General features: G+C 41.1%; 23 protein-coding genes. 18 read left to right on the forward strand and 5 right to left on the reverse strand.

Annotated features, from left to right (window positions below):
• Positions 1-178 precede the first annotated feature (178 nt).
• Positions 179-2,146, forward strand: coding sequence for a lipoteichoic acid synthase (gene ltaS, locus ABC357_RS08170; RefSeq protein WP_412887024.1), 1,968 nt, complete (start codon positions 179-181; stop codon positions 2,144-2,146).
• A gap of 134 nt (positions 2,147-2,280) precedes the next feature.
• Here ltaS and ABC357_RS08175 read toward each other — a convergent pair whose 3' ends face one another.
• On the reverse strand, positions 2,281-3,252 hold the full coding sequence (locus ABC357_RS08175; RefSeq protein WP_412887025.1) for an exonuclease domain-containing protein: 972 nt from the start codon (positions 3,250-3,252) through the stop codon (positions 2,281-2,283).
• 211 nt (positions 3,253-3,463) lie between these two features.
• Here ABC357_RS08175 and ABC357_RS08180 point away from each other — a divergent pair, with 211 nt between their 5' ends.
• The 5 genes from ABC357_RS08180 to ABC357_RS08200 all read left to right on the forward strand — a co-directional run bounded on the left by ABC357_RS08180 (position 3,464) and on the right by ABC357_RS08200 (position 11,512).
• Positions 3,464-5,485 carry a helix-turn-helix domain-containing protein gene (locus ABC357_RS08180; protein WP_412887026.1) on the forward strand — a complete coding sequence of 674 codons (2,022 nt, stop codon included), beginning with the start codon at positions 3,464-3,466 and terminating at the stop codon, positions 5,483-5,485.
• Positions 5,486-5,840: 355 nt separating this feature from the next.
• Positions 5,841-8,000, forward strand: coding sequence for an acetate--CoA ligase family protein (locus ABC357_RS08185; protein ID WP_412887027.1), 2,160 nt, complete (start codon positions 5,841-5,843; stop codon positions 7,998-8,000).
• A 14-nt stretch (positions 8,001-8,014) separates the two neighbouring features.
• A complete protein-coding gene (locus ABC357_RS08190) occupies positions 8,015-9,487 on the forward strand; it encodes an aldehyde dehydrogenase family protein (protein WP_412887028.1) in 1,473 nt (490 codons plus the stop codon).
• Positions 9,488-9,503: 16 nt separating this feature from the next.
• Positions 9,504-10,790 (forward strand): MFS transporter, encoded by a 1,287-nt coding sequence (locus ABC357_RS08195; protein WP_412887029.1) that lies wholly within the window; start codon positions 9,504-9,506, stop codon positions 10,788-10,790.
• A 113-nt stretch (positions 10,791-10,903) separates the two neighbouring features.
• Positions 10,904-11,512, forward strand: a complete 609-nt coding sequence (locus ABC357_RS08200; RefSeq protein ID WP_412887030.1) for an SAM-dependent methyltransferase — start codon at positions 10,904-10,906, stop codon at positions 11,510-11,512.
• Between the two features lie 68 nt (positions 11,513-11,580).
• Here ABC357_RS08200 and ABC357_RS08205 read toward each other — a convergent pair whose 3' ends face one another.
• Complete coding sequence (locus ABC357_RS08205) at positions 11,581-12,282, reverse strand: potassium channel family protein (RefSeq protein ID WP_412887031.1); 702 nt, start codon at positions 12,280-12,282, stop codon at positions 11,581-11,583.
• Positions 12,283-12,432: 150 nt separating this feature from the next.
• On the opposite strand from ABC357_RS08205, the gene ABC357_RS08210 reads away from it, so the two are divergent.
• The 9 genes from ABC357_RS08210 (at position 12,433) to ABC357_RS08250 (ending at position 21,079) form a co-directional block, all read left to right on the forward strand.
• Positions 12,433-12,630, forward strand: coding sequence for a hypothetical protein (locus ABC357_RS08210; protein ID WP_412887032.1), 198 nt, complete (start codon positions 12,433-12,435; stop codon positions 12,628-12,630).
• A 209-nt stretch (positions 12,631-12,839) separates the two neighbouring features.
• Positions 12,840-13,436 (forward strand): LemA family protein, encoded by a 597-nt coding sequence (locus tag ABC357_RS08215; protein ID WP_412887033.1) that lies wholly within the window; start codon positions 12,840-12,842, stop codon positions 13,434-13,436.
• A 10-nt stretch (positions 13,437-13,446) separates the two neighbouring features.
• Positions 13,447-14,253 (forward strand): TPM domain-containing protein, encoded by an 807-nt coding sequence (locus ABC357_RS08220; protein WP_412887034.1) that lies wholly within the window; start codon positions 13,447-13,449, stop codon positions 14,251-14,253.
• 159 nt (positions 14,254-14,412) lie between these two features.
• Complete coding sequence (locus ABC357_RS08225; RefSeq protein ID WP_412887035.1) at positions 14,413-14,799, forward strand: alpha-helical endospore appendage domain-containing protein; 387 nt, start codon at positions 14,413-14,415, stop codon at positions 14,797-14,799.
• Positions 14,769-15,845 carry a glycosyltransferase gene (locus ABC357_RS08230; RefSeq protein ID WP_412887036.1) on the forward strand — a complete coding sequence of 359 codons (1,077 nt, stop codon included), beginning with the start codon at positions 14,769-14,771 and terminating at the stop codon, positions 15,843-15,845. Before ABC357_RS08225 ends, ABC357_RS08230 begins: the two co-directional genes overlap by 31 nt.
• 148 nt (positions 15,846-15,993) lie before the next feature.
• Entirely contained in the window at positions 15,994-17,133 is a 1,140-nt protein-coding gene (locus tag ABC357_RS08235; protein WP_412887037.1) for a BclA C-terminal domain-containing protein, read from the forward strand.
• Between the two features lie 73 nt (positions 17,134-17,206).
• Positions 17,207-18,349 carry a BclA C-terminal domain-containing protein gene (locus tag ABC357_RS08240; protein ID WP_412887038.1) on the forward strand — a complete coding sequence of 381 codons (1,143 nt, stop codon included), beginning with the start codon at positions 17,207-17,209 and terminating at the stop codon, positions 18,347-18,349.
• Positions 18,350-18,755: 406 nt separating this feature from the next.
• A complete protein-coding gene (ahpC, locus tag ABC357_RS08245; RefSeq protein ID WP_412887039.1) occupies positions 18,756-19,319 on the forward strand; it encodes an alkyl hydroperoxide reductase subunit C in 564 nt (187 codons plus the stop codon).
• 107 nt (positions 19,320-19,426) lie between these two features.
• Positions 19,427-21,079, forward strand: coding sequence for an FAD-dependent oxidoreductase (locus ABC357_RS08250; protein WP_412887040.1), 1,653 nt, complete (start codon positions 19,427-19,429; stop codon positions 21,077-21,079).
• Positions 21,080-21,257: 178 nt separating this feature from the next.
• On the opposite strand, the gene spoIIP is transcribed toward ABC357_RS08250, so the two are convergent.
• On the reverse strand, positions 21,258-22,397 hold the full coding sequence (spoIIP, locus tag ABC357_RS08255) for a stage II sporulation protein P (protein WP_412887041.1): 1,140 nt from the start codon (positions 22,395-22,397) through the stop codon (positions 21,258-21,260).
• Between the two features lie 273 nt (positions 22,398-22,670).
• On the opposite strand from spoIIP, the gene ABC357_RS08260 reads away from it, so the two are divergent.
• Positions 22,671-23,555 carry a glycoside hydrolase family 73 protein gene (locus ABC357_RS08260; RefSeq protein WP_412887042.1) on the forward strand — a complete coding sequence of 295 codons (885 nt, stop codon included), beginning with the start codon at positions 22,671-22,673 and terminating at the stop codon, positions 23,553-23,555.
• Positions 23,556-23,595: 40 nt separating this feature from the next.
• On the opposite strand, the gene ABC357_RS08265 is transcribed toward ABC357_RS08260, so the two are convergent.
• On the reverse strand, positions 23,596-23,880 hold the full coding sequence (locus ABC357_RS08265) for a hypothetical protein (protein ID WP_412887043.1): 285 nt from the start codon (positions 23,878-23,880) through the stop codon (positions 23,596-23,598).
• 264 nt (positions 23,881-24,144) lie between these two features.
• Positions 24,145-24,579 carry a DUF2871 family protein gene (locus ABC357_RS08270; protein ID WP_412887044.1) on the reverse strand — a complete coding sequence of 145 codons (435 nt, stop codon included), beginning with the start codon at positions 24,577-24,579 and terminating at the stop codon, positions 24,145-24,147.
• A gap of 396 nt (positions 24,580-24,975) precedes the next feature.
• On the opposite strand from ABC357_RS08270, the gene ABC357_RS08275 reads away from it, so the two are divergent.
• Both ABC357_RS08275 and ABC357_RS08280 read left to right on the forward strand, forming a co-directional pair.
• Complete coding sequence (locus ABC357_RS08275) at positions 24,976-25,599, forward strand: DUF47 domain-containing protein (protein ID WP_412887045.1); 624 nt, start codon at positions 24,976-24,978, stop codon at positions 25,597-25,599.
• A gap of 12 nt (positions 25,600-25,611) precedes the next feature.
• Complete coding sequence (locus tag ABC357_RS08280; protein WP_412887046.1) at positions 25,612-26,610, forward strand: inorganic phosphate transporter; 999 nt, start codon at positions 25,612-25,614, stop codon at positions 26,608-26,610.
• The last annotated feature ends 365 nt before the right edge of the window (positions 26,611-26,975 follow it).

Raw genomic sequence — 26,975 nt, forward strand, 5'->3', positions numbered from 1 at the left:
TATGTCTTTATTAAAATTATTAGCAATATTATTTGCATTCTCATATTGACGGGAGTAAAATAATTTGGTGTTAATAAAGTTTTACATATTTGTATGAATTACAATAACGTGTAAACAAAATGAAATTAATATGCAATCAAGTAGATTTAAGGATTGCATAGATGATGGAGGTTTTTGCATGGCACGCTTCTTTTCTAAAAGAATGACATTCTTTTGGCTTGCTGTTTTGCTATTTACAGTAAAAACGTATATTTCTTATCAAATAGAATTCAATCTTGGCATTAAGAATCTATTACAATCATTTCTTTTGGTCGTCAATCCAATCAGCTCGGCCATTATCATTTTTGGCTTGCTGTTCCTATTCAGTAAGTCGCGCCGGGCTGGCGGCTATTTATTGACGGGATACTTTCTATTAAGTTTTCTGTTATATGCCAACGTATTATATTACCGTTTCTTTAATGATTTCTTTACATGGCCTACTATTTTCCAGGCAGGAAACCTTGGTAATATGGGAGGCAGTATCACTGGATTGATGGAATGGCATGATCTCATCTATTGGATCGATTTTATCGTTATGTTGGGATTATTTATCTGGAGCAAAAAGGAATGGCCTAAAAAATTGGTTGTACGTAAGCGTTCAGGCTTGATCGTTGTCGCCGGCGTCATCGTTTTCATGATCAATTTGGGTCTTGCGGAAATGGACCGTCCACAGTTGCTTTCCCGGACATTTGACCGCACATACTTAGTTAAGTATCTAGGTATCTATAACTATACTGTTTACGATGGCGTCCAATCCATCAAAACATCAGGGCAGCGGGCATTGGCTAGCGCACCGGATGTGGATAAAATCAAAAAGTATACAGATGAGCATTATGCTGCACCGAATCCTGCAACGTTCGGCAAGTCGAAAGGCAAGAACATTATTAAAATCCATCTGGAATCTTTCCAGTCTTTCTTGATCAACTATAAACTGAATGGCCAAGAAGTGACCCCGTTCATGAATAGTTTGATTAATAGCAAACAGATTACCTATTTCGATAATTTCTTCCATCAGACCGGCCAAGGGAAAACTGCTGATGCTGAGTTGATTATGGATAACTCTTTATACGGATTGCCTCAAGGTTCAGCTTTTTCACTAAAAGGCCGCAATACGTACCAATCGGCTGGAGGCATTCTTGATCAAAAAGGCGGTTATACAAGCGCGGTGCTACACGGTGACTACAAGACATTTTGGAACCGTGATGAAATCTATAAAAGCATGGGGATCGATAAGTTCTTCGATGCCAGTTACTATAATATGACAGAAGGTCAAGTGGTCAACTATGGACTGAAAGATAAACCATTCTTTACTGAATCTTTGCCTAAGCTCGAAAGCTTGCCGCAACCATTCTACGCCCATTTGATTACCTTGACTAACCATTTCCCATTCAAAGTCGATGAAGGCGATACAGATTTTCAGCCTGCTGACACTGGGGATGGCGTAGTGGATCGCTATTTCCAAACGGCCCACTATTTAGATGAAGCCTTACAGCAGTTCTTTACTGACTTGAAAACAGCCGGTTTATACGATAAATCCATTATTCTTATTTATGGTGACCATTACGGTATTTCCCAAAACCATAATAAAGCAATGGAGAAAGTCATCGGCCAAGAAATTACACCATTTGAAAATGCACAGTTGCAACGTGTGCCATTAATGATTCATGCTCCAGGCGTCACTGGTGGAGTGAATCATACGTATGGCGGTGAAATTGACGTTCTTCCAACCTTGCTCCACTTAGTTGGAATTGATACAAAGGATTATATTCAATTTGGTACAGACTTGTTTTCTAAAGACCATGATTCTACAGTTGCATTCCGTAATGGCGATTTCGTATCACCGACTTACACCAATGTGGATGGCGTGTATTATGAAACCTCAACTGGTTTGAAGGTGGAAGAACCAACAGCTGAAGCAAAAGAATCAAAAGAGAAGGTCAGAAAAGAATTAAGCTTATCAGATGAAGTGCTTTATGGAGACTTGCTTCGTTTCTATAAACCGGAAGGATTTAAGAAAATAGACCGTAATCAATATTTTTACCCGTCTGGAAATGGCAAAACGGAAGAAAGTGAAGTTACAAAAGACTCTAAGTCCGATAAAGAATAATCAGAATAAGAAAGAGCTCCCTTGGTAACAATGAAGGGAGCTCTTTTTTGTGGCAGTAAGTATAAAAATACAGATGGCGGGCATGCATCATGATAGGAAGTCATATTCGATGTTCCAATGCTGTGAATACAGAATTATCCATTCCTTTTTGACGTACCGGCAATCATTTTTATAAAGTCGGATTCAGTCAAAATTTCAATGGGATGGCCTTCGTGCATTAAATCAATTGCTTTGATTTCTTTGGAACTCATCCCGTTTGGCCCGACAATTCGTTGGTCCTGTGTACCCACAATTAAGTAATTTGTCAGTTTACTAACAGTCGATTTAACTTTGGCTCCTGCATCAATTACTGCCTGCATGGCTTGCTTACGTTCAATTCCTTCTAGTTCACCAGTAAATACAATGTTTTTCTCGAAAAATGGATGATTGATATCGAACTGTCCCGTGGAGGGTTTCAATTCGGAAATCTTAATGCTGGGTGCAAAAGTTTTCACCCTTTGTGTGTATGTTTTCTTTGAAGGAAATGAGGCATGTCCTTTTAGCTCCGAAAAATGTTTGACAGGAATCGTTTTATACGTGTTCAAGAAACTGGATAATGATTTTCTTTTTTTCATTTCGATGCTTTTTATGACTATTTCAGCGCATGCCCTCGCATCCGCCAAGGCGTTGTGGTGCTGTGATAGATCAATATGGAAAAAAGCACTTCTTTCCTTAAGTGACTGACCGACTTTGAATCCTGTCAATGCTTTTGTACTCAGCTGGATGCTATCCAAATAAGGAAAGTCAGGTTTGTTAATATGGTATTCTTTTAAACAAGCTTTCAAGACGCTCATATCAAAAAAAGCATTATGTGCAATGATGGGAATTCCAGAAAAGTAGGCTTCGATTTTTGGCCATATGAGATCAAACGTCGGTTCATCTTTAACATCTTCCGGTGTAATTCCGTGAATGGATATATTTTTTGCATCAAAAGATAGGGAAGGCGGCTGAATCATAAAATATTGTTCATCCACCACCTGATTGTTTTCAACAAAAACCATCCCTAATGAACAAGCGCTGTTATTCTGCCGATTGGCTGTTTCGAAATCAACTGCAATAAAGTCCATCCTTATACCACCCTTACAACTATTGATATTCATAGTGTAACACGGAAGAACGGTATTGTATTGGCGCTTGATTGGAAGAAGTCCTTTGGAAAGGGAGAATAAAACTTTTGTAGGAAGGAATTAGGATACTTTTATATAATTAATAATAAATGACTATTTTGTGAACTAATCATGGGCTATTGTTTAATTGTTTATTCAGGAGGGAGTCACCATGCAAAAAAAAGAATTGAGTAAAAAGATAGCTTCATTTCAAGAGTATCCTGAATCATTCGAAACGATGTCTCTGTCTATGGAACAACGGGCGAAAAAAATTAATAAGTACATCGTTTTTTGTATCTTTAACCAAGGTACCATGGAAATGGGCCCCTTAGAATCTGAACATAATAAAAGAGTGTTTATCAATCAAAAAAATGTTGTTTCGTTTATATTATGGAACGAGACGTATAAAGAGAGAAAGGATATGTATAGCCAGTTAAGGAAAGCATCCCGAGAGAGAGCAATCAGAAGTATTGCAGGACAAATTTTATATTATCTGATTGATGTGTACGATAAAAAAATGGCAATTGTAAATAAACAAGCTTCAGAGAATAAACGAATCGACTATAAAAGGATTATTCTGGATATTGAACGATTATTAAAGACAGATAGCTTTCTAATAAATGATAGTGCTTGGGAACGATTTTGCGATTGGTTCACCAGACAACTGACAGACTGGACATTACGTGAAATGGAGCAAGCAATCGGTGATTCGCGTATGGAGGAAATGGATGACCTTTCATTAAATGAACTATTCTATCAATATCTTTCCAGAAATCTTGTTGAAAATGAACCATTCATTAGCAAATATACAGATATAGTGAATGAATATATAAATGATTGGATAACGCAGATTATTATGTATATTGGCCTAGAGAATCCATCGCTATCAAAAATCGAGTCTTTTTTAGGAATATCCGGACAATTCGTCAAGAAGGCATCAGTGGATAATGCCAACTATATTACTTCCAGGCTGACTGTACCGGACCACCTCTCAGTTATGAGTAACGCTCCCTATCAATATGCCAGAGAGGCATTGTATAAAAAAAGCTTCATCAGAAGCAAAGAGACCCCCTGGCCCACCGTGCCGCTTTCAAAAGGGACGATTGAAGGCGATATACAAATGATTCCTTATGCGGCTCGTGTTGTAATGAATAGCTTTAATTATGAGCGTGCCTTTACATATGCAAGAAGTATTTCAGATCTGGATGTCGACCTTTTTGATGCCCTTTGCAGTATCTTTTTGGCTAATGCCAAACAAATGAATGATTTGATTGAAATCAAGATCGATGATCTGTTGATGATGAGAGGGTTGAAGGCAAAACTGGGCGGAGAAGGCAGAAGGGGAGGATTCGAACAGAAGCAGAGAGCACAAGTATTGAAATCGCTTTCGCGTATACAAGGGTTGTGGCTGAACCTGCGAAAAATGGTTATTTATGAAAAGGGCATACCAACTACTGAGCCAATTGAGGGCCGGACATTCCTGTTTAAAGACAAGCAGGGAAATGAATATGATGTCAGTAAAATGGGCATTCAGGAACGTATCACTTTTTCAATTGATAGTGTCTTTGGAAAATTCCTCTACGGTTCCGGGAGACAGGTAGCCCTTTTGCCGTTAAAGGCATTACAATATAATATCCATCAATACAGAATAGAAAAGAGAATTGCGCGGTATTTAAGCTGGAGATGGCGGACACAAGCCAGAAAAGGGAACTATCTACAGCCACACCGTATTTCAACGCTTTTGGATTGCATTGGTGAAAAAATGAATGAAAGAACCCCCTCCAGAACAAGAGACCGTTTAGAAAAAGCGCTGGATATTCTTTGCCAGGATGGCCTCATTGCTTCCTGGCAATATGACAAATGGAATGAACAAGTCGCGAGTATGAAGGGATGGCAGCGTATTTGGCTGAACAGCACCATCGTTATCACTCCTCCGGACGTAATACTAAACCATTACAGCACGATTGAACGAAAAAAAAGAAAGTATCCTACCTTTTCACTTGATCATGATAACGAAAAGACAATAGGAAAACGTGTGTTGGATACGCGTAAAAAACAAAAGCTTACGCTCATGGATGTAGGTAGTAAACTGAACCTGTCTCCGTCCCACCTAAGCAATATTGAAAGAGGATTAAGGTTCCCCTCTGAGGAAACAGAACGAAAACTGGATAAATGGTTAGAGAACCATACATGAAGAAATAAGCTTATTACGGCTTATTTCTTTTTTTATATAATCTATCAAATCCTGCGTTATGAACTTATCTTTCTGCAAGAATTACTTCTAATTGGTTGTGCACGCTGAAATGGAAGCGATTCCAACATGCGTAAGTTGTGGTTGTTATGTACGGAAGTCGGGGTGAGGATGAACCTATAATTTGGTAAGTATCCAAATAATGCTTGTGTGAAAAGGGAATGTAAGGGCTTTTCTATTTTTCTCTACCTAATAATTAAAGTATAAAGGATAGGAAGAAAAAAAGTAGCAGAAAACCATCTTTATACAATTAAGGAAAGCTGAATCAGCTTATGAAATGATGAGGGAGGATTTTGCTGTGAAACAAGAAAAGTCATATAAAACCTTGGAGCCTTTGTTCAAACCTAAATCAGTTGCAGTATTGGGGGCATCTGCAAACCGTAATAAGATTGGCTACATCCAGTTGAAAATGTTGATTGATGGCGGATTTGAAGGAGACATCATTCCGATTAACCCAAAACAGACTGAGATTGAGGGGCTTACCTGCTATCCTTCTCTGGAAAAAGTAGATACTCCGATTGATACTGCCATACTTTGCGTCAGTGCTGCACAAATTCATTCGAGTTTAATAGAATGCGGAAAAAAAGGGGTGAAGGCTGCGGTTATCTTTGCTTCTGGTTTTTCTGAAGTGGGTGCTGAAGGCGAACGGCAACAACAATTGATGGCGGAGATTGCCGCCCAATATGGGATGCGCTTGATAGGACCGAATTGCGTAGGAATTGTGAATACAATGAATAAGTTTTTTGGGACATTTTCACCTGCCATCCAATCTGTACCGATGAATGCGCAAAAATCTGTCGGCTACGTATCTCAAAGCGGCGCTTTTGGAGTTTTGACATACATGGCTGCTGCGCAGCATGGCCTGACTTTCAATTACTTTGTATCGGTAGGAAATGAAATGGAAACAGAGTTTTCCGATGTCGTCGAATATATGGTCCATGACCATGAGACTAAACTGATCAGCGGTTATCTGGAAGGGGCAAAAAATCCAGAGAAGCTTAGGGATGTAGCGAATACAGCACTCTCGATCAATAAACCGATAGTATTGATGAAAACAGGCAAAAGTTCGGCGGGGAGCAGAGCTGCTTCATCGCATACCGGGTCCTTGGCCGGGTCAGACACCGTTTATGATGCATTTTTTAAACAGACTGGGATAGTCAGGGTGGATGACTATGAAGATATCATTGCCTTTTCAAAGCTCTTCTTATCAGGCAAGTTGCCCCAAGGCAGAAATACGGTCATTATTACAAGTTCTGGCGGAAGAGGAATCAATGAGGCAGACCGTTGTGAGGCAAACGGGTTGAATATACTCCCTTTGAGCAAAAAGACTACTGAAAAAATCAAACACTCCATACCGTCTTTTGCAAGCGCCTCCAACCCGATTGATTTAACGGCTGCAGCATCCGTTTCCAATCCAGAATTGTTTTTATCTCCATTGAAATCTCTTCTTGAAGATCCGGAAGTCCACAATATCATCTATACAGAATTTCCGTTAAATTGGACAAAGGAAAGTGAATATCTAAAAGAATTCATTCAATTGTGCGTAAATTCAGATAAATTTGTGGCCATTACGACATTCCCGCTGGAAGGCATGTCAATTCCTGCGGGATCAGAAGAGCTCGAGAAGAATGGCATTCCTGTTATACCTGGTTCACTGAATCCGATTAAGGCTTTATCACGTTTAGTCGATTATAGTGACTCATACCGCCGAAACAGAGCATTAAGCCTTACAGAAGCCAAAGAGGAAATGAAGTGGGTCCATTTCCCGGGGCAATTATCGGATGAACCGCTTAGTGAGTCAAGCGCCACCGATTTTCTGGAGTATTATGGCATACCTGCTACGAAAAGATGTGTCGTTCAAACTGCCGAAGACGCTGTCGCAAAAGCAGGGGAAATAGGATACCCCGTTGTATTGAAAGTAGATTCTCCAGATATTCTGCATAAATCGGAAGCGAATGCCATTGCATTGAATCTATCGGATGAAGAAAGTGTTCAGGAGGCATTTTTCCGTATAAAAAATAATGCGTTGAATATGTATCCTGATGCACGAATAAATGGAGTGCTCGTACAAGAAATGCTACCTGAAGGTGCAGAGGTGATCATTGGCTGTACAAAGGATCCTGTTTTCGGACCGGTCATTATGTTTGGATTAGGAGGCATCTATGTTGAAGTATTCAAGGATGTATCCTTCAGGGTGGCCCCGCTGACCCGTGCAGATGCAAAAAGCATGATTGCCGAGGTAAAAGGAAAGGCAATATTGGATGGTGTAAGAGGGAAAGGTCCAGCCGATCAGGAAGCCATTATCGAAATCCTCTTAAAAGTGTCGGATCTTGTGGTTGAACACCAGGATCAGATCGAGGAACTCGATATTAATCCTTTGGTTGTCTTTGAAAGAGGTGCCAAGGCAGCGGATGCCATTATTGTTCCTGCAAAACAATTTGAATCTGCCAAAAGATAAGAGGAGGATAAGGAATGGAAACTGAGCGTATTTACACACTTTATAATACAGTAGGCGGTGAAAAAAGGGTTTCCTCGAACGGCAAGATCATCGAAAGTATCGACCCTTCTACAGGTAAGGTATGGGCGCATATACCAGACAGTACTGAAAATGATGCACAAGAAGCGGTAGAGTGTGCACGGAACGCCTTTCCTGCGTGGTCATCCCTTCCGGCGATGGAGAGAAGCGCTTATCTGAGGAAGATAGGGGACCATCTTGCACAATTCGAAGATGAGTTGTCTCAATTGGAGACTAGAGATAATGGCTGGGTTATCAGGGAAACGAAATACGGCTTAATGCCTGTTTTGGCAAGCATCTGGTATGAAGCAGCAGGGGCATGCTCGGTTGCCGGCAAAGGAGAAACCGTCCAGTTAGGCAAACAGACAGTCGGATATACGCGGCGGGAGCCGTTGGGCGTGGTTGTCGGGATTATTCCATGGAATGCCCCATTATTTACATTTACGATAAAAGCAGCAGCCGCTTTGGCAGCGGGAAACACAGTCGTCATTAAACCTTCGGAGCATGCGGGCGTTTCTTCTCTTCGGTACGGAGAGATAGTGAATGAAATCCTTCCTCCGGGCGTATTAAATACCGTGTCTGGAGACGGTGCAGCAGTCGGCGAAACACTGGTCAGCCATCCTTCTGTCAAAAAAGTCAGTTTAACAGGTTCCGGCAATACGGCAAGGGCTATTGCCCGGTCGACAGCCAATGATCCAAAACCAATGGTACTGGAGCTTGGCGGGAAGTCGCCAAATATTGTTTTTGCCGATGCAGATTTAAAAAAAGCGGCGAATGGCATAACAGTAAATGGAATTTTTACAGGCAATGCCGGGCAAATATGTGTAGGCGGATCACGGATTTTGATTGAGAGGCCCATTTTCGAAGACATGCTGGCATTGATGAAGCAGGAGATCGAAGAACAAATTAAGCTGGGTGCCACAACAGATTTCACGACGTCGATGGGACCAATTGCAAATGCCCAGCAGTATGAAAAAGTCCGCGCTTATATTAGAGAAGGCCTTGATGAAGGAGGAGAAATCGTATTTGGAGGGATGTCAGGAGGAAGCGCATTACTTCCTGGGCACCGCGAGCTGCACGGAGGGTATTGGGTGGAGCCGACATTAATGAGGGTCGATACCCATGCACTTCATGTCTGCCAGGAAGAAATATTCGGGCCGGTAGCGATTGTTATGCCGTTTGATACAGAAGAGGAAGCTTTTGCGTTGGCAAATGATACATCATACGGCTTAGGTGCAGGTGTATGGACTTCCAGCCTAGAGAGGGCGCATCGGTTCATACAAGAGGTAGAATCGGGAAGTGTATGGGTGAATACGTACAGGAGGGTCGGCCCTGAGCTTCCTTTCGGCGGTCATAAACAGAGCGGCTTCGGCACCGATTCCGTCATGGAGTTTACAAAAGAAAAAACGTGTTATATAGAGATCGGATAATAGGAGGGTATGGAGGATGCCACAAGCCAATAAAGGGCTTTTCTATGGTTGGTATATGGTAATAAGCGGTTTCTTCGTCATGTTTGCCGGGTTTTCCATTGTCAATTCTCTTCACAGTCTGTTCATGGTGCCTGTGACAGAAGAGTTACACATGAGCAGAACTACTTTTTCAATTGTTTTATCAATCGGAGGGCTTGGTATGGCCCTTTCTTCTCCTTTTATGGGAAAATGGCTGTCCAAAGGAAATATGAAAGCCATCATGGGTATATGCATTCTCGTGGCTGGGCTCGGTTTTATGTCCTATTCTTTAGCACATTCAGCAATCTACTTCGGGTGTGTTGCTTTTGTGATCGGTGTTTGTTTAGCCGGATTTTCAAATATCCCTATCTCCATTCTTCTCAATAATTGGTTCCATGAGAAAAAAGGGATGGCTATGGGGTTAACCTTCGCGGGGTCTGGGATTGGCACTGCCATATTGAGCCCTGTCTTATCCAGTTTGATTGCAGAAGTTGGCTGGAGGATGACTTATGTCATATCTGGAGGGTTAATTATCGTGATTGCTTTGCCGCTCGTATTGATTTTTGTAAAAAGAGAACCGAGAGAAAAAGGATTGGCTCCCTTTGGCGGGCATAACCACCAAGCTGAAAGTAAAGAGTCGGCGGAACAAGCAGGTCAAGGGCTGTCGTGGAAACAAGTGAAGAAATCGGGTGTATTCTGGTTATTTATATTCGGCATTGTCTGTTTTTCACTTGTTTCAGGCGGCGTACAAATGCACATACCTGCCTATTTAGAGGATATCGGCCATCCTGCTGTCTTTGCCGGGACGATTTTTGGGCTTCTTTCCCTCTCCAATACAGTCGGGAAACTTCTGTTAGGGTATGTGTTTGACCGATTTGGCACAATAGGCGGAGCCATTTATGTCGGTATTTGCATGACGATTGCCATGTTGGCTTTAATGGCGTCAGGATCAACCATATTCGCCTTTGTATTTGCAGTTGCATATGGATTCAGTATTGTAATAGCTACGTTGGGGCCTCCGTTCATGACAAATGATATGTTTGGAAAAAAAGACTTTGGAACAATATTCGGGGTGGTACAAATATTTTTTGTGGCAGCCGGATCTTTAGGGGTCGTTGCTTCGGGCATCATCTATGATAGAACAAATAGCTATCAGTTTGCCTGGTGGTTCTTCCTGGCCCTTTTCATAATCAGCATGTTGTCCATATCAGCAGCAGCCCGATTTATGAAAAAAACAGGTACATTAAAAAAGAAAGAACCACCGGCTTCAGACCAGGCAGTCTAGCACGGTATACGTCCACCATCTTCTATGGGGTGAATAATCCACACCTTTTCTTTTTTGCTTATACATCTTACAATAAATGAGAACAGAATGTATGGCAGAGGAGTACGAGTAGTATGAAAGAATGCGAGTATGAATGTTTATTGAATATAGAAACAGACGGAGAACAAAAGGGATTCCATCATTCCTTCCATTATCATCGATACGAACCGACTCCTTATATCGGTTTGAAGCAATTATTTGATTCTTTTCAATTAGTACCCGGGGATGTACTGGTGGATTATGGGAGCGGGAAAGGGAGGCTGGCTTTCTTTGTCCATCATACCTATGGTGTACAAACAAAAGGAATTGAGATGAACGAAGATTTCTATGCGGCAGCTCAAGAGAATAAAAGTTCCTACTTTCATAAATTTGGCGGGGATGAAAAAATGGTCCAGTTTGAAAACTGCCTTGCTGAAAGGTATCCAGTCAAGAAAGAGGATACCGTTTTTTATTTTTTTAATCCCTTTTCTCTCCAGATTTTTATGAGAGTGATTGATCAAATACTGCAATCTGTCGAAGAGCATTACAGAGATATTTCCATTGTATTGTATTACAGTTCGGATGATTATCAATATTTTATGGAAAATCACAGCCTATTCCAATTGAAAAAAGAGATTGCAATAACGGGCATGTATGAACGAAATGAATATGAACGGTTTTTAGTTTATGGTTTACGCTACTAAATCATTTGAAGGTTATTAAACGTGTAAGAGATCGAATGGAGCATTCGATCTCTTTTTTTGGACTTGTTTCATTCTTCCTTTTTAATCCGTTTATTTTTCATCATTTGCAGCAATAACTCAAATTCCCTGTCAGTAAGCTTTTCAATCTGGTCTATTTTTTTCTTCATATATGTTTTTTCTTCATCTTCTTTGTTTTTCGTAGTGAAATAGGAAGCAATGGTTCCGGTAATCATTCCGATACAGCCGATGCCGGAAAACATTAGGATAACGGCTGTGATCCTTCCCGGGACAGTAACAGGAGAAATATCGCCGTATCCTACGGTTGTTGCTGTAACGATTGCCCACCATATACCATCCGCAAATGTAGGGATGCCTTCTTCAAAATAATGGATAGGGATGGCAGCCAGAATGATCAGGCAAAGTGTATAAGTAAGAACTTTGTTCAACCCATTTTTTGTAAGAACGGCTGTAGTGGTAGGAAAATGCTTTTTTAGAGTACGGATGACGACAATCATACGGAAGACCCGTACCACCATTACGCCTTGAAACACTTCATTTAAAGGAATTAATGCAATGATTTCCAACGGGTGCGATTTAATATAAGCCCATTTATTTTCGGACTGACAAAATTGATATAAAACGTAAATAAAGAAAATAAGAAGAATCGCTTTATTGATCCAGAGAAAGCTATTATTTTTATCTAAAAGCAAGAGAAGGGAAAGCAGCGACAAAAGCCCGATTGCCAAGTCGATTATCATGGATTTTTTCATATGGCACACCTCATTACAGTAAGCGTATCCTCTTTTATTGATAATAAACAATGGTAAATAACGCTAAAAATATACTAATATATTGATTTATTCGCACAAGAAAGAATTCAATGAAAGAATAGTATATAAAGAAATGACTAATGGAGGTGCTTGATATGTATAATTGGGAAAATGGTTCTTTCTATGAGGAAGAATTTTATGGCGGGGAAGAGGACTTTTTTGGTGGACAAGACTTCGAAAGAGAAGGCCGCCGGAATCGTTCTGACCGTTTTGTCTGCAAATGTAGATGCCGCCGTTGCCGTCGCCGCCGCAGACACCATGGTTGCGGCTGCAACTGATAACCGTTAATAGAAGCATCTATTAAGTTTGCTTCAAGATCATTATTTGCTGTGGGGCAGATATTTTGGGCGGGCGTTCTTTTCCGCCCTTTTTTCTTTTTATATCTTTGTTCTTATCTTGTGAAAATGGGCATACTCTTGTTAAAGGCAAAGGTTGCCTTGTATTTTAATTATTCTTATATAATTTTTTATAGTATGATGAATAGGAAGAGATACATAATGGATTGGAGTGGAAGCAAGGTGAATACTAAATCAATAAAATGGATGATTGCCATTGCTGTTTTAGCTGTTTGTGGTATTTTTTTCTTTAGCAGCTATAATAGCTTTGTCTCTAAGGAAGAAGAAGTGAATGCCAGTTGGGCACAAGTGGAAAATCAATTGCAACGGCGTTCGGATTTAATACCGAACTTAGTTGAGACGGTAAAGGGATATGCATCACAAGAAAAAGAGATTTTTACCGACATAGCCGATGCAAGGGCTAAATTGGGCGGCAATGCTGGGCCAAAAGAACAGGCTGCGGCAAATGATCAATTATCAGGTGCGTTGAATCGATTGCTTCTGGTTGTTGAAAAATATCCAGATCTGAAATCGAATCAAAATTTCCAGTCATTAATGGATGAACTAAGCGGTACTGAAAATAGATTGGCTGTGGCAAGAAAAGATTACAATGACCTTGTCGCTTCGTACAATACTAAAGTGAAAAAATTCCCTGGAGTTCTTTTCGCCCGATTAGGGGGATTTGAAGAGAAAGAATACTTTAAAGCGAGTGAAGGCAGCGAAAAGCCGGTAAAAGTTGATTTCGGCAACAATGAGTAGGTGATCAGCTATGAAAAAAGGCTGTTGGAAAGGAATCTGGATAAGTTTTTTCTTCTTTCTGGTCTTCGTATGTCCATACACCGCTTATGGAAGTGCAGGAGATGCCGTTCCGGACATAAAGGGGAGTGTGTATATACAGGATCCCCATGGCTATCTGTCATCTTCAACCAAAAGTGAAGTGATTACTGAGTTGCAGCATTTGTATGATACTACATCTGCCCAAATCGGTTATTTGCTGCTTGACAGCGATGAGTTGCACGGATATAGCCTAGAAGAAATTGCGGTTGAAGCTTTCAGAAAGTATGGCCTGGGAAGTGAAAAATGGGATAACGGACTGCTTGTTCTTCTTACTAAAAATAATGCCAACCCCAAAAAGTGGGGGGCAAGGATAGAAGTCGGCTATGGCCTGGAAGGTGCGATCCCTGATGCAAAAGCCGGCCGTTATATTGATCAATATGCGGCCCCATCTCTGGATAAAGGGGATTATGACCAAGCCGTAATGGATTTAAATAGAGCACTTATTCCCATTATTGAGAAAGAATATAATGGCGAAGGGAAAAACCACGAAAATACAGAAGAAATCAGTACAGCAGACATAATCAAGCTTGGCGTTCTTGCGGTGGTACTGATGATTGTCCTTGTATTTGTCTGGAAGCGCGTCACGAAACACATGTCTCCTGAAGAAAAGGGCAATTTACTTTTTTTAATCTTTCAGGTGATTATTCAATTAATCAGCCGTGGAGGAAATGGCGGAGGCAGGAATGATAAGGGCGGAGGCGGTTCTTCTGGAGGAGGGGGAGCCAGCCGCAATGGTTAGCCGGGAAGTATGCGCTTATAGTGCATGCTTCTTTTTTTTGAAAGGATTCATTATCCAATCCACAAAAAGTATGGGCAGCAGTCACCCAAGGCGGGTTCCGTCCATACTATATGGAATATACATGCTTGCTCATTAGACTAAAAGAGAAGAGGTGGTCCTGTGTCCCTTCCCAATATACCGAACATAACGCCAGAAATATCACTGGACAGGGAGGAAGCCATCAATTTGCTGCTGGCTTCTGTCGCTATGGAAGAAATGGCTCTTTCGCATATTCTGAATGCCGAAGGAGAAAAACTCCAATATTTCTTGAAAAAGTGCCCAAAGTCATTGAAGGATTTTGTAGTCATGAATGAGAGTGTCAATCAAACATTACGAACCATTGTTAAATCACAAATCATGCTTCAACTGAAACTGGAAGACATCGTCCTGCTCAATAAGAGCCAACTTGCTCTGGAGGATGAATCTTCATTGTGCTGCAGTGAACCATGCCCGCGCTGCTTAGGATACCCTTGCATATGCAAAAAGCGCCGCCACAAGAAAAAATGACATCAAAAAAAGGAGTTGCCATTGAAGTGAACAGACCGACAATAAGCTTATGTATGATTGTGAAAAATGAAGAATGCCGGTTGGGGCGCTGCCTTCAAAGTGCAGTCACAAAAGTAGATGAAATCATTGTTGTCGATACTGGCTCATCAGATGAAACGGTTAATATAGCCAAGGCATTTGGAGCGATTGTCATACACCATGAATGGAAACATGATTTCGCTGATGCCCGCAATAGAGGCCTTCAATCAGCAACAAAAGAATATATTCTATGGCTTGACGCAGATGAAGAATTAAAAGGCGATGAAAAACCGTTTGACTACATTCTAAATCCGGCGGAGCCGGGACCGGATATCCTGGCTGTCCAAGTTCGCAATTATTATGGCCAAGACGAACCGATAGATGAAGAGAAAGCATTTTTGGCCTATCAATATCGATTAATAAAAAATAATGGAAAAATCCGTTTTTTTCAGCCTATACATGAAAGGCTTACGATAAATGAGACAACTGTGATTGCTTATAGCAATAAAGAATCAATGTATATTGACCATTTTGGATATTTGGATAGTATTGTCAAGGAGAAAGCAAAATCGGAGCGGAATATACAATTGCTGGTTAAACAGCTAGAGGAGAATGAGCAAAACCATTGGGCTTTATTTCACTTAGCGAATGAATTGAGTGGATTGAACCAATTTAGGCTCGCATTCAACTTTGTAAATAAGGCTATAATCTGTTGCTTGGACAATCTTATTATGCCGCCTGCTCTCTTTTATCGATTGAAATATGGAATTCTTGTAGAAACGGCCAGCTTTGAAGGGGCGTTTCCAGCCATAGACAGGGCCATTGCCCTGTACGATGATTATGTCGATTTACTGTATTATAAAGGCCTTATTCTTTTTCATATGAAGAAATTCGCTGAAAGCAAGCAGGTGTTTGAACGTTGTCTCCATCTTGGGGATGATCACCCAGCTTACCTGGTGACGAAAGGGGCAGGCAGTTATTTAGCCGAACAACAATTGGAAGTGCTAGAAAAGATGGGGTTTTGCTGAACTCCGGAAGTGCCCCTTTGTCCGTCCATTTTATTGGGGTGGCTCACCATGAACGGATGGCTTGAATATAGTGTAATGATAGTAATGGATGCAAGTGGAAAGTAAGGTTTGAGAGATAGTCCATTTTTTAAAAAAAGGAGGGATATGCATGTCACAAGCGAATATCCCCAATATTACACCCAGTATCTCACTCACCAGGGAGGATGCAGTAAATTTATTGATCTCTTCTATTGCAATGGAAGAATTGGGCCTTTCCCATATTATTAATACACAGGGGGAGAATCTGCAATTCGCCATTGGGACTCTTGGAGATACTCCTGGTACCCCTGCAGAAATTGCAGATATAAATGCCAGTATTGTTCAAATGTTGACAGCTGTCGGTAAGCAGGAATTCCTCATGCAATCTAAATTACGGAATGCAATGAGAATACCGACTATTCTCGGGGCGACGGGGCCAACTGGTGCCACCGGATCTCCAACAGGTGTTACAGGCGCTCCTGGTTCGATAGGAGCGACTGGCTCTATAGGCCCGGACGGACCGACTGGCGCAACTGGTTCTACTGGGCTTGGATTATCGGGGGGAGTAGCATTCAATCCCGCGGCCGCCCTAAATTACCCTGCTGGGCAAATTGTCTATGCAAACGGACAGACATACATTTCAAATGTCGCTTCCCCAGTTGGCACTCCTGGCCTCTCAGGAGATTATGCACTTCTGGGCGCATTAGGGCCTTCAGGGAATACGGGAGCACAAGGAGCGACAGGGTCAGTCGGGGCAACAGGCCTTTCGGTTACTGGCACAACAGGCCCTCAAGGTCTGATAGGAGCCGCCGGCGCAACAGGGCCCACGGGCGCAACAGGTGCACAGTCACCGACAACATTCACAAGTAATTATGGATATGCAGCCAATACGACTGGTGGATTAATTGCTGTCATTTTAGGTGGGACAAACATCCCGCTTCCCAGCTCCCAAAGCCTTGGGGCTGGAGTATCAATCAATGGAGCCAACAATACATTTACCATTGCGAATAGCGGCAGATATTTAATCAGCTATAACATCTATACGACGCTGTCATTACTGGTCAGTTCCAGAATAGTCATTAACGGGACTGCTAATGTAGCCTCGATAGTGGCACCAACAGTCACTGCCTTAGCTTCCTATTCCAATAATATCGTTACGAATATTACGGCAGGATCGACTCTTTCTCTCCAATTGTTCGGCTTATTGGGAACAGCTACTTTGTTAGGAGGGGGAACGGGAGCTAATTTAACCATTATCCGCTTGCTGTAAACGTCGGTTCGGAGGCGGGGGAAAGTGAAAGGAACAGTTTGTGTAAGAAAAAATGGTCAAAAGGAGTGTTAGCATGTCTCAACCGAATTTACCCAATATAACCCCCAGCATATCTTTAAGCAGAGATGATGCCATCAACCTGCTGTTATCTTCCATTGCATTGGAAGAAATGGGATTGGCGCATATTATCAATGCAGAAGGGGAAAGATTGCAGTATCTTTTGGGCACGTTGCCAGGCCTTACGCCGCCTGCAACTACCATAGCGGATTTATTGGCAGCGAGTGATGGTGCAATTAATACATTGGAAGCTATTTCAAACCAAGAGTTTTTATTGCAGTCGAAAATGAACAATGTGACAAGCATCCCTACACTGGCGGGTCCAACAGGCCCGACAGGAGCGACAGGCCCGGCCGGTGGCGCTACCGGGGCAACAGGAGCTGCCGGAGCAACAGGAGCAACGGGCCCGACAGGAGCGACGGGAGCAACAGGTCCAACAGGAATCGGCTTGAATAATGCAGTTCTGTTCAATGCTGTGGTCGCACCCACCTATCCAGCCGGTCAGATTGTGCTATATAACGGCAGTACATTTTTAACAAATGTTGCCGCACCTACGGGAATCCCAGGTACTTCGGCGGATTACAGCCTGATCGTCGGTTCAGGGTCAACCGGGGCAACAGGACCGAGCGGGCTTACAGGGCCCCAGGGAGCAACCGGCGCAAGCGGGATTGGAATAACAGGGCCGACAGGAGCGGCCGGGGCGACCGGAACGGCAGGTTCGACTGGAGCAGTAGGCGCTACTGGCGTACCAGTAACAGGCAATTCAGCATATGCTGCCAATACAACAGGTTCAACGATTTCTGTCGCTATCGCCGGAACAAATGTACCACTGCCGAATGCACAAGTGATTGGAACAGGCATAACGGTAAATGCAGGGAACGATGTTTTTACCATAAATGTGGCAGGCACCTATTATATAAGGTATAACTTAGCTACAACTGCAGGCATTCTTTCAGGAACAAGAATAACGGTAAATGGAGCAGCCAATACAGCTTCGTCGATCAATCCTGCCGTGGCGTTATCCACTTTTACGAATGATGTTGTTTTAGTACTGGCTGCAGGAGATACTATATCACTTCAGATGTTTGGAGTGGCGTTATCTGCCACCTTGTTGACTGGCGGCCTAGGTGCCGATTTGACCATTATCCGTATCGTGTAGCATAGAGAGAAAAAAAGCGCTGATACAGCGCTTTTTTTGTGCAGAAAAATAAAATGCCTGAATGAAAGAAGTATGGATCTGCAACAGATGAGAAAACTATGAAGGAACTGGTGGTGGAATATAGTAATAAAATTGAAAAAATTCGCATTAAAATTCTCATTTAATGGATGTATATGAGAATGAAAATGAAGAGAGTTGTCTATTTTGTTTAATTGAATTCTGAAATACATTAACTCTATAGAGGTGGTGTTAATGCGAATTTATATAGAAAACGCTAAAAAAGGTAATTTGCATTAAATGAATGATAGATGATAATTATTTTAAAATACCTATTGACTTATTATTTGTTAATAATTATTATAAAGAAAGGATAAATACAAATTAACCCCTCAGGAGGAATTACACTATGTCATTAATCAACAAACAAATCGAAGACTTTAAAGTACAAGCATACCATGATGGAGAATTCAAAGAAGTTACTCTTGAAGATGTAAAAGGCAAATGGGCTGTTTTCTTCTTCTATCCAGCAGATTTCTCATTCGTTTGCCCAACAGAACTTGCGGATGTTCAAGATAATTACGAGAAATTTAAAGAAATGAATTGCGAAATTTATTCAGTGTCTACTGATACTCATTTCACTCATAAAGGATGGGCGGATGCTACTGAAACAATCGGTAAAATCAAATATCCGATGCTTGCAGACCCAGCAAACGTTCTTTCACGCCAATTTGAAGTACTGATCGCTGAAGACGGTTTGGCATTGCGCGGTACATTCATCGTAAACCCTGAAGGACAAATCAAGTCTTACGAAGTAAACGATCTTGGAATCGGCCGCAATGCTGAAGAATTGGTCCGTAAAGTACAGGCTGCACAATTCGTGGCTGAACATGGAGACAAAGTGTGTCCGGCGAAATGGACTCCAGGCGAAGAAACACTTGAGCCTAGTTTGGACCTAGTAGGAAAAATCTAATAGCTTACTCATATAATAAAAAATGAGGCACTTATCCCCATAAGTGCCTCATCTATTGCAAATATAAATATAAATAGTACATTCATTATACTACATGGAGAGCGATTATGAAAAACATATATGACTTATTAATCATCGGAGCAGGGCCTGCTGGTTTGTCTGCAGGTGTGTATGCCGGCCGCGCAAAATTGAAAACAGTAATACTAGAGAGAGCAAATGCAGGCGGACAAGCGTCCACTACATCGGAAATTGCGAACTATCCTGGAATCCGCAAAACATCCGGACCTGCTTTAATTGAAGAAATGAAACAACAGAATGAAGATTTTGGAGTAGAATTCGTAAAGACTGAAGTGACCGGAGTCGATTTTTCACAAGAAGTGAAATTGGTAAAGACCGTTAATGGCGATTTCCTTGCCCGCGCTGTGATCATTGCGACTGGTGCTTCGCCTCGTAAATTAGGCTTCCCAGGGGAAGAGGAATTTACCGGAAGAGGTGTAGCGTATTGTTCAACATGTGACGGCGAATTCTTCCAAGGCTTGGAAGTGTTTGTTATTGGCGCTGGCTTTGCAGCGGCAGAAGAGGCCATGTATTTGACGCGTTACGCTACTAAGGTAACGATCATTGCCCGAGAACCTGAATTTACGTGTGCGCCATCCATCGCCGATAAAGTATTTGCGAACGACAAAATTGAAGTGAAGTTCAATACTGAATTGCTTGGTGTATATGGTGATGGAATGATCCAAAGAGGCCGTTTCATCAATAACGTGACCAAAGAAGAATGGGAATACGAAGCGAAAAAAGAAGACGGCACTTTTGGCGTGTTTGTATTTGTCGGGTACCAGCCACGTACAGAATTATTCAAAGAAAAGATTGATATGGACCGTGCTGGTTACATTCTGACAAATGATGATATGAAGACAAGTGTCGATGGTGTATATGCCGCTGGGGACCTTCGTCCAAAATCACTGCGCCAAATCGTTACAGCTGTTGCGGATGGAGCGATCGCAGCAACAGACGCAGGCAAATATATCGCTGAAGAAAAAGAACGTCTTGGAATTGTGGATGAACCGGAAGAGCCTAAAGAAGTGAAGAAAGAAGAATCTGCACAAGAGGGCAATGCTGGGAAAAGTTCCCTTATTTCTGATGCCATCCGAGGCCAATTAAAAGGAATCTTCAGCAAGATGGAAAGTGATGTTACACTCGTGACGATTGTCGATGAAACGATGCCGAAGTCAGTGGAATTAAGAGATTTCTTATTGGATGTTGCTGAACAAGGCGAAAAACTGCATCTTCAGGTTCTTCAAAAAGGCGAGAGCCAAGAAATGGAAGAAAAAATCAATGCTGATAAATTCCCGGTCGTAGCTTTACTTGACAGCAAGGGTGAATACAGCGGAGTAAAATATCACGGAGTTCCCGGAGGCCATGAGTTAAATTCATTTATTTTGGCTATTTATAATCTTGCCGGCCCTGGTCAAGCATTGGACGCTGACATTATGAAAGAAATTAAGAGCATCAGCAAAAAAGCCAATATTAAAGTAATGGTATCGCTTGCTTGCCATTTCTGTCCGGATGTAGTCGTTGGAGCACAACGAATCGCCATCGAGAATCCTAATATTGAAGCGGAAATGGTTGATATCAGCCAATTCCAGGACATTAAGACAAAATATAAAGTGATGAGTGTCCCTGCAATGATCATTAATGATGAAGAAGTTGTATTCGGTGCCAAAAAAATCGATGAAATTGCAGCTTTATTAAAATAGATGATTTTTAACGGCTAAGTAATAAGTTCACAAGTAGCCTGGAAATGAATAGCCATGATCAGTCATTTTAAGCGTAAGTTACGCTAGATAAAAGCATCAACGTATGTAAAAAAGCAAATATACATGGAGAAAACGCTTGGAGGGTTATTCCAGGCGTTTTCTTTTTTTGCCTAACAAATTATTGATTCACTTCCACTGAATCGTTGTATGCTTCGGTATAGGCATCAGCCAATGCTTTCACCGTTCTGGCCAATTCCTCGATTGTATTGTCGACTCCCCCAATTTCAACGAGAATGGCTTTATCGGAAATATCCTGGTTATAGATTCCGTTTCCATCCTGCCTGTTTTTCCCAAGAACGCCTCTGCTGATGCCCTTGTATTTCTTATCTAATGCATGGTGGATTTTTGTGGCAAACTCCACATTCTTTTGGTAATTCTTATTTTCTTTTCCAATGATAAAGTATAATTTGGCGTATGACTGTCCGTTAATTACTTTTGTTGTTGTTTTTCCTCTTGCGGAATCGCGGTGGACATCAATAAAATAGGTTAATTGTTTATTGGATGTTGATGCAGCCTGGACTACTTTTGCCGACATCTCATAAGAGTGGCTAAACGTTAGATTGTTTTGGACCAGTTTTTTGTTGATGTCCGTTGTGTCATGGTACACTTTAAGTCCGTTATTTATTAGTTCATTGGTTAAAAGGCTTCCGATTTTAACAACATTCGCCCTTTGGTCCGAACTGATCGCTTTATCGGGATTGTCCGTTCCTTTAAGTAAAGGGAGGAAGGACTCGATATTATGGGATTGGTATATGAATACATTGCTTTCAGCCAGTGTATAGGATTGTTTGGGGATAGTCGTTTTGGGATCTTCCGTTGATTTTACTTTATCTTCTGCCACTGGCGTTTCTTGTTTTTGCTCTAACTCGGTTAGATGGGGTTCAACAGGCAGATTCGTGATATCCGTTCCTTCACCCGCCACTAAGATTTCTGTATCATAGTCAGCCAATCCCGGAATCTGATTTATGAGAAAGGAACGGGCATCGGTAGGCTTTACATTGGCAGCCAAAGAGAAAAAAAGAGTAGAAATGTCTCCGGCTGAGAAAGGATGGCTTTCCCCGGAAAAATAAAACTGGTTGGTTGTTTGGAAGAAATAAGTGAATAGGTCCTTGCCTTCCACTTCATCTATCATTTTTTGGATGGTTTTTGAACCGTACGAATAATTCAGAATAAGCAAATAAAGGACAAAGCTAACAGTAATTAACGATATCGTGAATGAATTGACTATTTTTTTTCGAATGATATGAACTCTTTCCATGGCTACTCACCTCTTAATAAAATCATATGTTGATAATAAGAGAGTATGACTAGTAAATGGGAATAGAAGAATTAAGAGAGAATGCATTTTAAAAAGACTCTATTAGAATGTAACATTGATGACACAGTGCCATCGTATACTGAGGCCACTGGGCAAGGATTTAATGTGCTAGTGTCCAAGTCTAGTAAAAAATACGGCTGCGGACTGTGTACATAGGCAATCTACGGCCTTACACTGGACTAATAATGGCAGTCAGATGAGAGAGGTGTAAATATGAAGAAAAGAAGATGGTTTTTTCTTTTTGTGGCAGCAGTGATGCTTTTCTTCGTATATAGATGGTTTCAGCAGGATACATTTATTTTTACCGATGGTGACCATAGGAAAAAGATGATCCAATTTGTGGATGATGAAAGTATAGGGAAAATACAAGTCAATTGGGAGGATGTCGCGGCTGTATATGCCGTCCAACATAAAGGGGAGCTTGAAAGTATGACTGAGCAAAATATCAAGCAGCTTACCTCTTTATTTATCGCAAAAGAAGAGGGGACGTATAAATTACGAACAATCGAGCAGGTCGGTCAACTATTAAACTTTAACGGCCGCCAAGTCGAAGAGCTAAAAGGGTATAAGCAACAGTTTGGGGAAAAGCGTGTCCCTGCAGGCAAAGAGAACAATTATCAATTTATCGACCAAATCAAGGGGGCGGCTATCCAAAATTTTAAAGAGTATGGCGTATTGCCATCCATCACTATTTCACAGGCTATTCTTGAATCGAATTGGGGTAATAGTTCTTTATCCAAAGATTATAATAACTTGTTCGGAATCAAGGGCCATACAAAGTGGAGCGGAAAAACGGCCAGTCTTAAAACGACAGAGCATTTCAATCAACAGACCTCTGCCAGATTCAGGGTATATTCCACAATGGATGAGTCGATCAAAGACCATGGAGATTTCCTAAAACGGAATCCCCGTTATGCTAAGAATGGCCTGTTTTCAGCTAAAACGTATATGGAACAGGCAAAGGTACTGGAAAAAGCCGGATATAGCACTGCCGAGAATGAAAAAGGGGAGCGTATATATAGCCAATTGCTTACCCAATTGATCCGCCAATACAATCTTCAGGTTATTGACAGCGAAGCATATAAAGAAAAAGGATAAAACAAAAAGGAGCCGGCATCTATACCCGGCTCCTTTCTTATTAAGAATGGTAATGATGTTTTCTTTTTTTGCTTGCCAAATACATGGAGCTGATCAATATAGTAACCATTCCGAGCTCGAAGAAAACCGCTCCGGATTCGGTTATGCTGCTTTTAAAATCATGTTCGGCAAATTCGTTGGCGAAAACAAGACAGCCTACTAATAGGAATACCCTAGAAATAAGGATGGTCCACGCTGTTTTTTTCTTGGCCATGGCCAAAATAAATCCTGCCAGAAGCAATGCGGCGATCAATAAACTAAGCGATGGTTGTAAAATGAAATCCACACTATTCATCTCCTCTGTTTTTGAACGGCAATTTAAAGCATTTCGATACGGCCAGCATAGCGCAGAAACTACCTGACGGGTAACAATGGGATAAATCACCATCTTTGTGTCCTCAGTATATACCCGTTTTTACCATTGATAACACTGTAACGGTAAATACTATTATAACGAATTCAAGGAAATATTTCCATATGCAAACATGTAAAAACCAGCATAAAGGCAGTTTTACCTTGAGTGCTGGTTTGATGTGTTCGTATTCATTGCCTACACATTTTTTGTAATTAACGCTTTTTTGAGGATAATCATAAATAGAATAAAAGCAATGGATAAGATGATATGCCCTAAGCCGGCCATACCGGAAATAGCAGAATCGAGCCCTGAAGATAAGGACATGGTTCCCTTAGCAACCATAATGCTGACAATCCCGCGCACTAACATGAGAACGGTCGCCATAATGACGCCTACATGATAAAGAATAAAAAATAGATTGAATTGTTTATGCGCAGATAATTGAACGGTTTTTTCGAATATAATAAATATCAAGAACATGATGAATCCTAGTGTCATTAAATGTCCGTGCACTTTGCCAAGGGCGGTCGATTCGAATACGCCGCTATATTTGGTTATTTCCCGAAAGGCGACTCCGCTTACTAATGCAGCAATTAAATATGAAAATGCAGACACATATAATTTTTTCATTAAAACTCTCCTTTATTCACATCGTTATGAAAGCAAAACTACTCACTCATTATCAAGTATGTATATGAACAACAGATGAACAAACCATTACAATTTAAGCACAAGACATGCTGAATTCCTTATAGCCAATCATCCTGCCAGTTGCATAATCACTGAAAGGAAAGAAATACTAACTATATTCAGAAGACATTGACCTAAAAAACTCCTTTGCATGGCTATCTATGAATAGGATCAGGTTTGTTAGTAAGGTTAAATTGGGTAAAAAGCAACTATTTAATGAATTTTAAGGGGTATTGCTTTATTCTGTCATATGGTAGGAGTAAAATTATAAAGTTCATTGCATTCGTCATGTTTTGATACATATCGACATATTTCTTGGATCGTGAGGGATTAATAATGGTTTTTAAATCGAAAAAAGATAAATTTGCGGTTATGCTGAGCCAGATTTCTGGCAACCTTAAAGAAAGCACAGACTTCTTTGTGGACTATAAGTTAAATAACGTCAGCGATTTAAAAGAATTTGCAGAAAAAATGAGTGAACTTGAGCATAAGGGCGATTCATTTATACATGAAGTCATTCAGGAATTGAATAAAGCCTTTATTACGCCAATTGAACGCGAAGACATCCTCCAGCTGGCGATGAGCATGGATGATGTTTTGGATGGGCTGGAGCAATGCTCAGCACTTTTTGAAATGTACTCCATCATTAATGCGGACGAATATATGATCAAAATGGTGGAACATATCAGGGAAGCAGCTTATGAAATCGATGTAGCTGTCGATATGCTGACTTCAACTAAAAAATTGCAGAATATCAGTGAACATGCCATTAAGATAAAAGAATTGGAATCCAAATGCGATACTTTACATCGACAAAGCATGAAAAACTTGTTTGCTGTTGAGAAGGATCCCATCAGAGTCATTCAATATAAGGAAATATACGAAAATCTGGAAGAAATCGCGGATTTTTGTGAAGTAGTGGGCAATACACTGGAATCTATTATTATGAAGAACGCATAAGGAGGTTCGCAAATGGACTCGTTAATGCTTATAACTATATGTATTGTTTTCTTTGCTCTTGCGTTTGATTTCATAAACGGGTTCCATGATTCAGCCAATGCTATCGCAACCTCCATTTCAACAAAGGCCCTTTCCCCAAAAAGGGCCATTACCTTGGCAGTGGTCATGAATTTAGTGGGTGCAATCTCTTTTACAGGGGTTGCACAAACAATTACGAAAAATATCGTCAATCCATTTTCATTGGAAGATGGTTCGGTCGTCATTCTGGCGGCCCTAATATCAGGGATCATATGGAACTTGCTTACGTGGTACTTTGGAATACCAAGTTCATCATCACATACAATCATTGGCAGCATCGCAGGGGCGGCTGCAGCATCTGCTGGTTTCCATGTCCTTAATTGGAGCGGATTCATTTCAATTATTGAAGCACTCATCTTTTCACCGATCATCGCTTTTTGTCTAGGATATATAATCTATAGTATTTTCAAAATTGTTTTTAAAGATAGAAATTTACCAAAGACAAACCGGCGATTTCGCCATATTCAAATCGCGACTGCAGCTATCCAGTCTTTTACCCATGGTACAAATGATGCACAGAAAACGATGGGAATTATCACCATGGCATTGATGGCCAACGGATACGTGCATACTTCCTCAATCCCTTTCTGGGTTCAATTAGCATGCGCTATTGCGATGGGATTAGGGACGTCTGTTGGTGGATGGAAAATCATTAAGACGGTCGGGGGGAAAATCATGAAAATCCGTCCTGTGAACGGAGTAGCAGCGGATTTGACAGGAGCCGGCATCATCTTTGGTGCTTCGGCACTTGGGATGCCGGTATCCACCACTCATGTCATATCATCTTCCATACTAGGCGTAGGGACTGCCCACAGAGTGAGGGGAGTCAACTGGGATACAGCTAAACATATGGTCATTACATGGGTCATAACCTTGCCTTTATCGGCAGCATTGGCAGCGGTTATTTATTATATAATATCATTCTTTTTATGAGGCTCTTACTTGCGATCGTTTAGATTGTAAGAACGGAATAGTATAGGAATTGCGGATAATCGAGTATAAAACCCTAACTGGTTTTTGTACTCGTTTTTTTTTGAGGAATTATCCGCTGCTCTCTAATCTGATTGATCTATCTCATCATAAGAAAGATAAGACTAGACAAGGCAAACCGGATTATCTTTGCAATAAAAAATCGAAAAATGGATAGAACATGTCAGCAATTGCTGTAAAAAATAGCAAATCTTATAAGGAATTTGTAGGGATGGGGAGGATTTTGAAAATGATTGAAGAATAATAAGACCTATGTAAAGGCTCTATATTTAGGTTATTTTTAATAAAAGATGGGTAATTAATAATGT

This window comes from Bacillus kalamii, from assembly GCF_047238185.1.
Classification (GTDB): Bacteria; Bacillota; Bacilli; order Bacillales; family DSM-1321; genus Bacillus_AD.

Bases quoted from the DNA above. Each gene is read 5' to 3' on its own strand.
- ltaS (WP_412887024.1), top strand. From the start codon at position 179: ATGGCACGCTTCTTTTCTAAAAGAATGACATTCTTTTGGCTTGCTGTT.
- ABC357_RS08175 (WP_412887025.1), bottom strand. From the start codon at position 3,252: ATGGACTTTATTGCAGTTGATTTCGAAACAGCCAATCGGCAGAATAAC.
- ABC357_RS08180 (WP_412887026.1), top strand. From the start codon at position 3,464: ATGCAAAAAAAAGAATTGAGTAAAAAGATAGCTTCATTTCAAGAGTAT.
- ABC357_RS08190 (WP_412887028.1), top strand. From the start codon at position 8,015: ATGGAAACTGAGCGTATTTACACACTTTATAATACAGTAGGCGGTGAA.
- ABC357_RS08195 (WP_412887029.1), top strand. From the start codon at position 9,504: ATGCCACAAGCCAATAAAGGGCTTTTCTATGGTTGGTATATGGTAATA.
- ABC357_RS08200 (WP_412887030.1), top strand. From the start codon at position 10,904: ATGAAAGAATGCGAGTATGAATGTTTATTGAATATAGAAACAGACGGA.
- ABC357_RS08205 (WP_412887031.1), bottom strand. From the start codon at position 12,282: ATGAAAAAATCCATGATAATCGACTTGGCAATCGGGCTTTTGTCGCTG.
- ABC357_RS08215 (WP_412887033.1), top strand. From the start codon at position 12,840: ATGGATTGGAGTGGAAGCAAGGTGAATACTAAATCAATAAAATGGATG.
- ABC357_RS08220 (WP_412887034.1), top strand. From the start codon at position 13,447: ATGAAAAAAGGCTGTTGGAAAGGAATCTGGATAAGTTTTTTCTTCTTT.
- ABC357_RS08230 (WP_412887036.1), top strand. From the start codon at position 14,769: ATGCAAAAAGCGCCGCCACAAGAAAAAATGACATCAAAAAAAGGAGTT.
- ABC357_RS08235 (WP_412887037.1), top strand. From the start codon at position 15,994: ATGTCACAAGCGAATATCCCCAATATTACACCCAGTATCTCACTCACC.
- ABC357_RS08240 (WP_412887038.1), top strand. From the start codon at position 17,207: ATGTCTCAACCGAATTTACCCAATATAACCCCCAGCATATCTTTAAGC.
- ahpC (WP_412887039.1), top strand. From the start codon at position 18,756: ATGTCATTAATCAACAAACAAATCGAAGACTTTAAAGTACAAGCATAC.
- ABC357_RS08250 (WP_412887040.1), top strand. From the start codon at position 19,427: ATGAAAAACATATATGACTTATTAATCATCGGAGCAGGGCCTGCTGGT.
- spoIIP (WP_412887041.1), bottom strand. From the start codon at position 22,397: ATGGAAAGAGTTCATATCATTCGAAAAAAAATAGTCAATTCATTCACG.
- ABC357_RS08260 (WP_412887042.1), top strand. From the start codon at position 22,671: ATGAAGAAAAGAAGATGGTTTTTTCTTTTTGTGGCAGCAGTGATGCTT.
- ABC357_RS08270 (WP_412887044.1), bottom strand. From the start codon at position 24,579: ATGAAAAAATTATATGTGTCTGCATTTTCATATTTAATTGCTGCATTA.
- ABC357_RS08275 (WP_412887045.1), top strand. From the start codon at position 24,976: ATGGTTTTTAAATCGAAAAAAGATAAATTTGCGGTTATGCTGAGCCAG.
- ABC357_RS08280 (WP_412887046.1), top strand. From the start codon at position 25,612: ATGGACTCGTTAATGCTTATAACTATATGTATTGTTTTCTTTGCTCTT.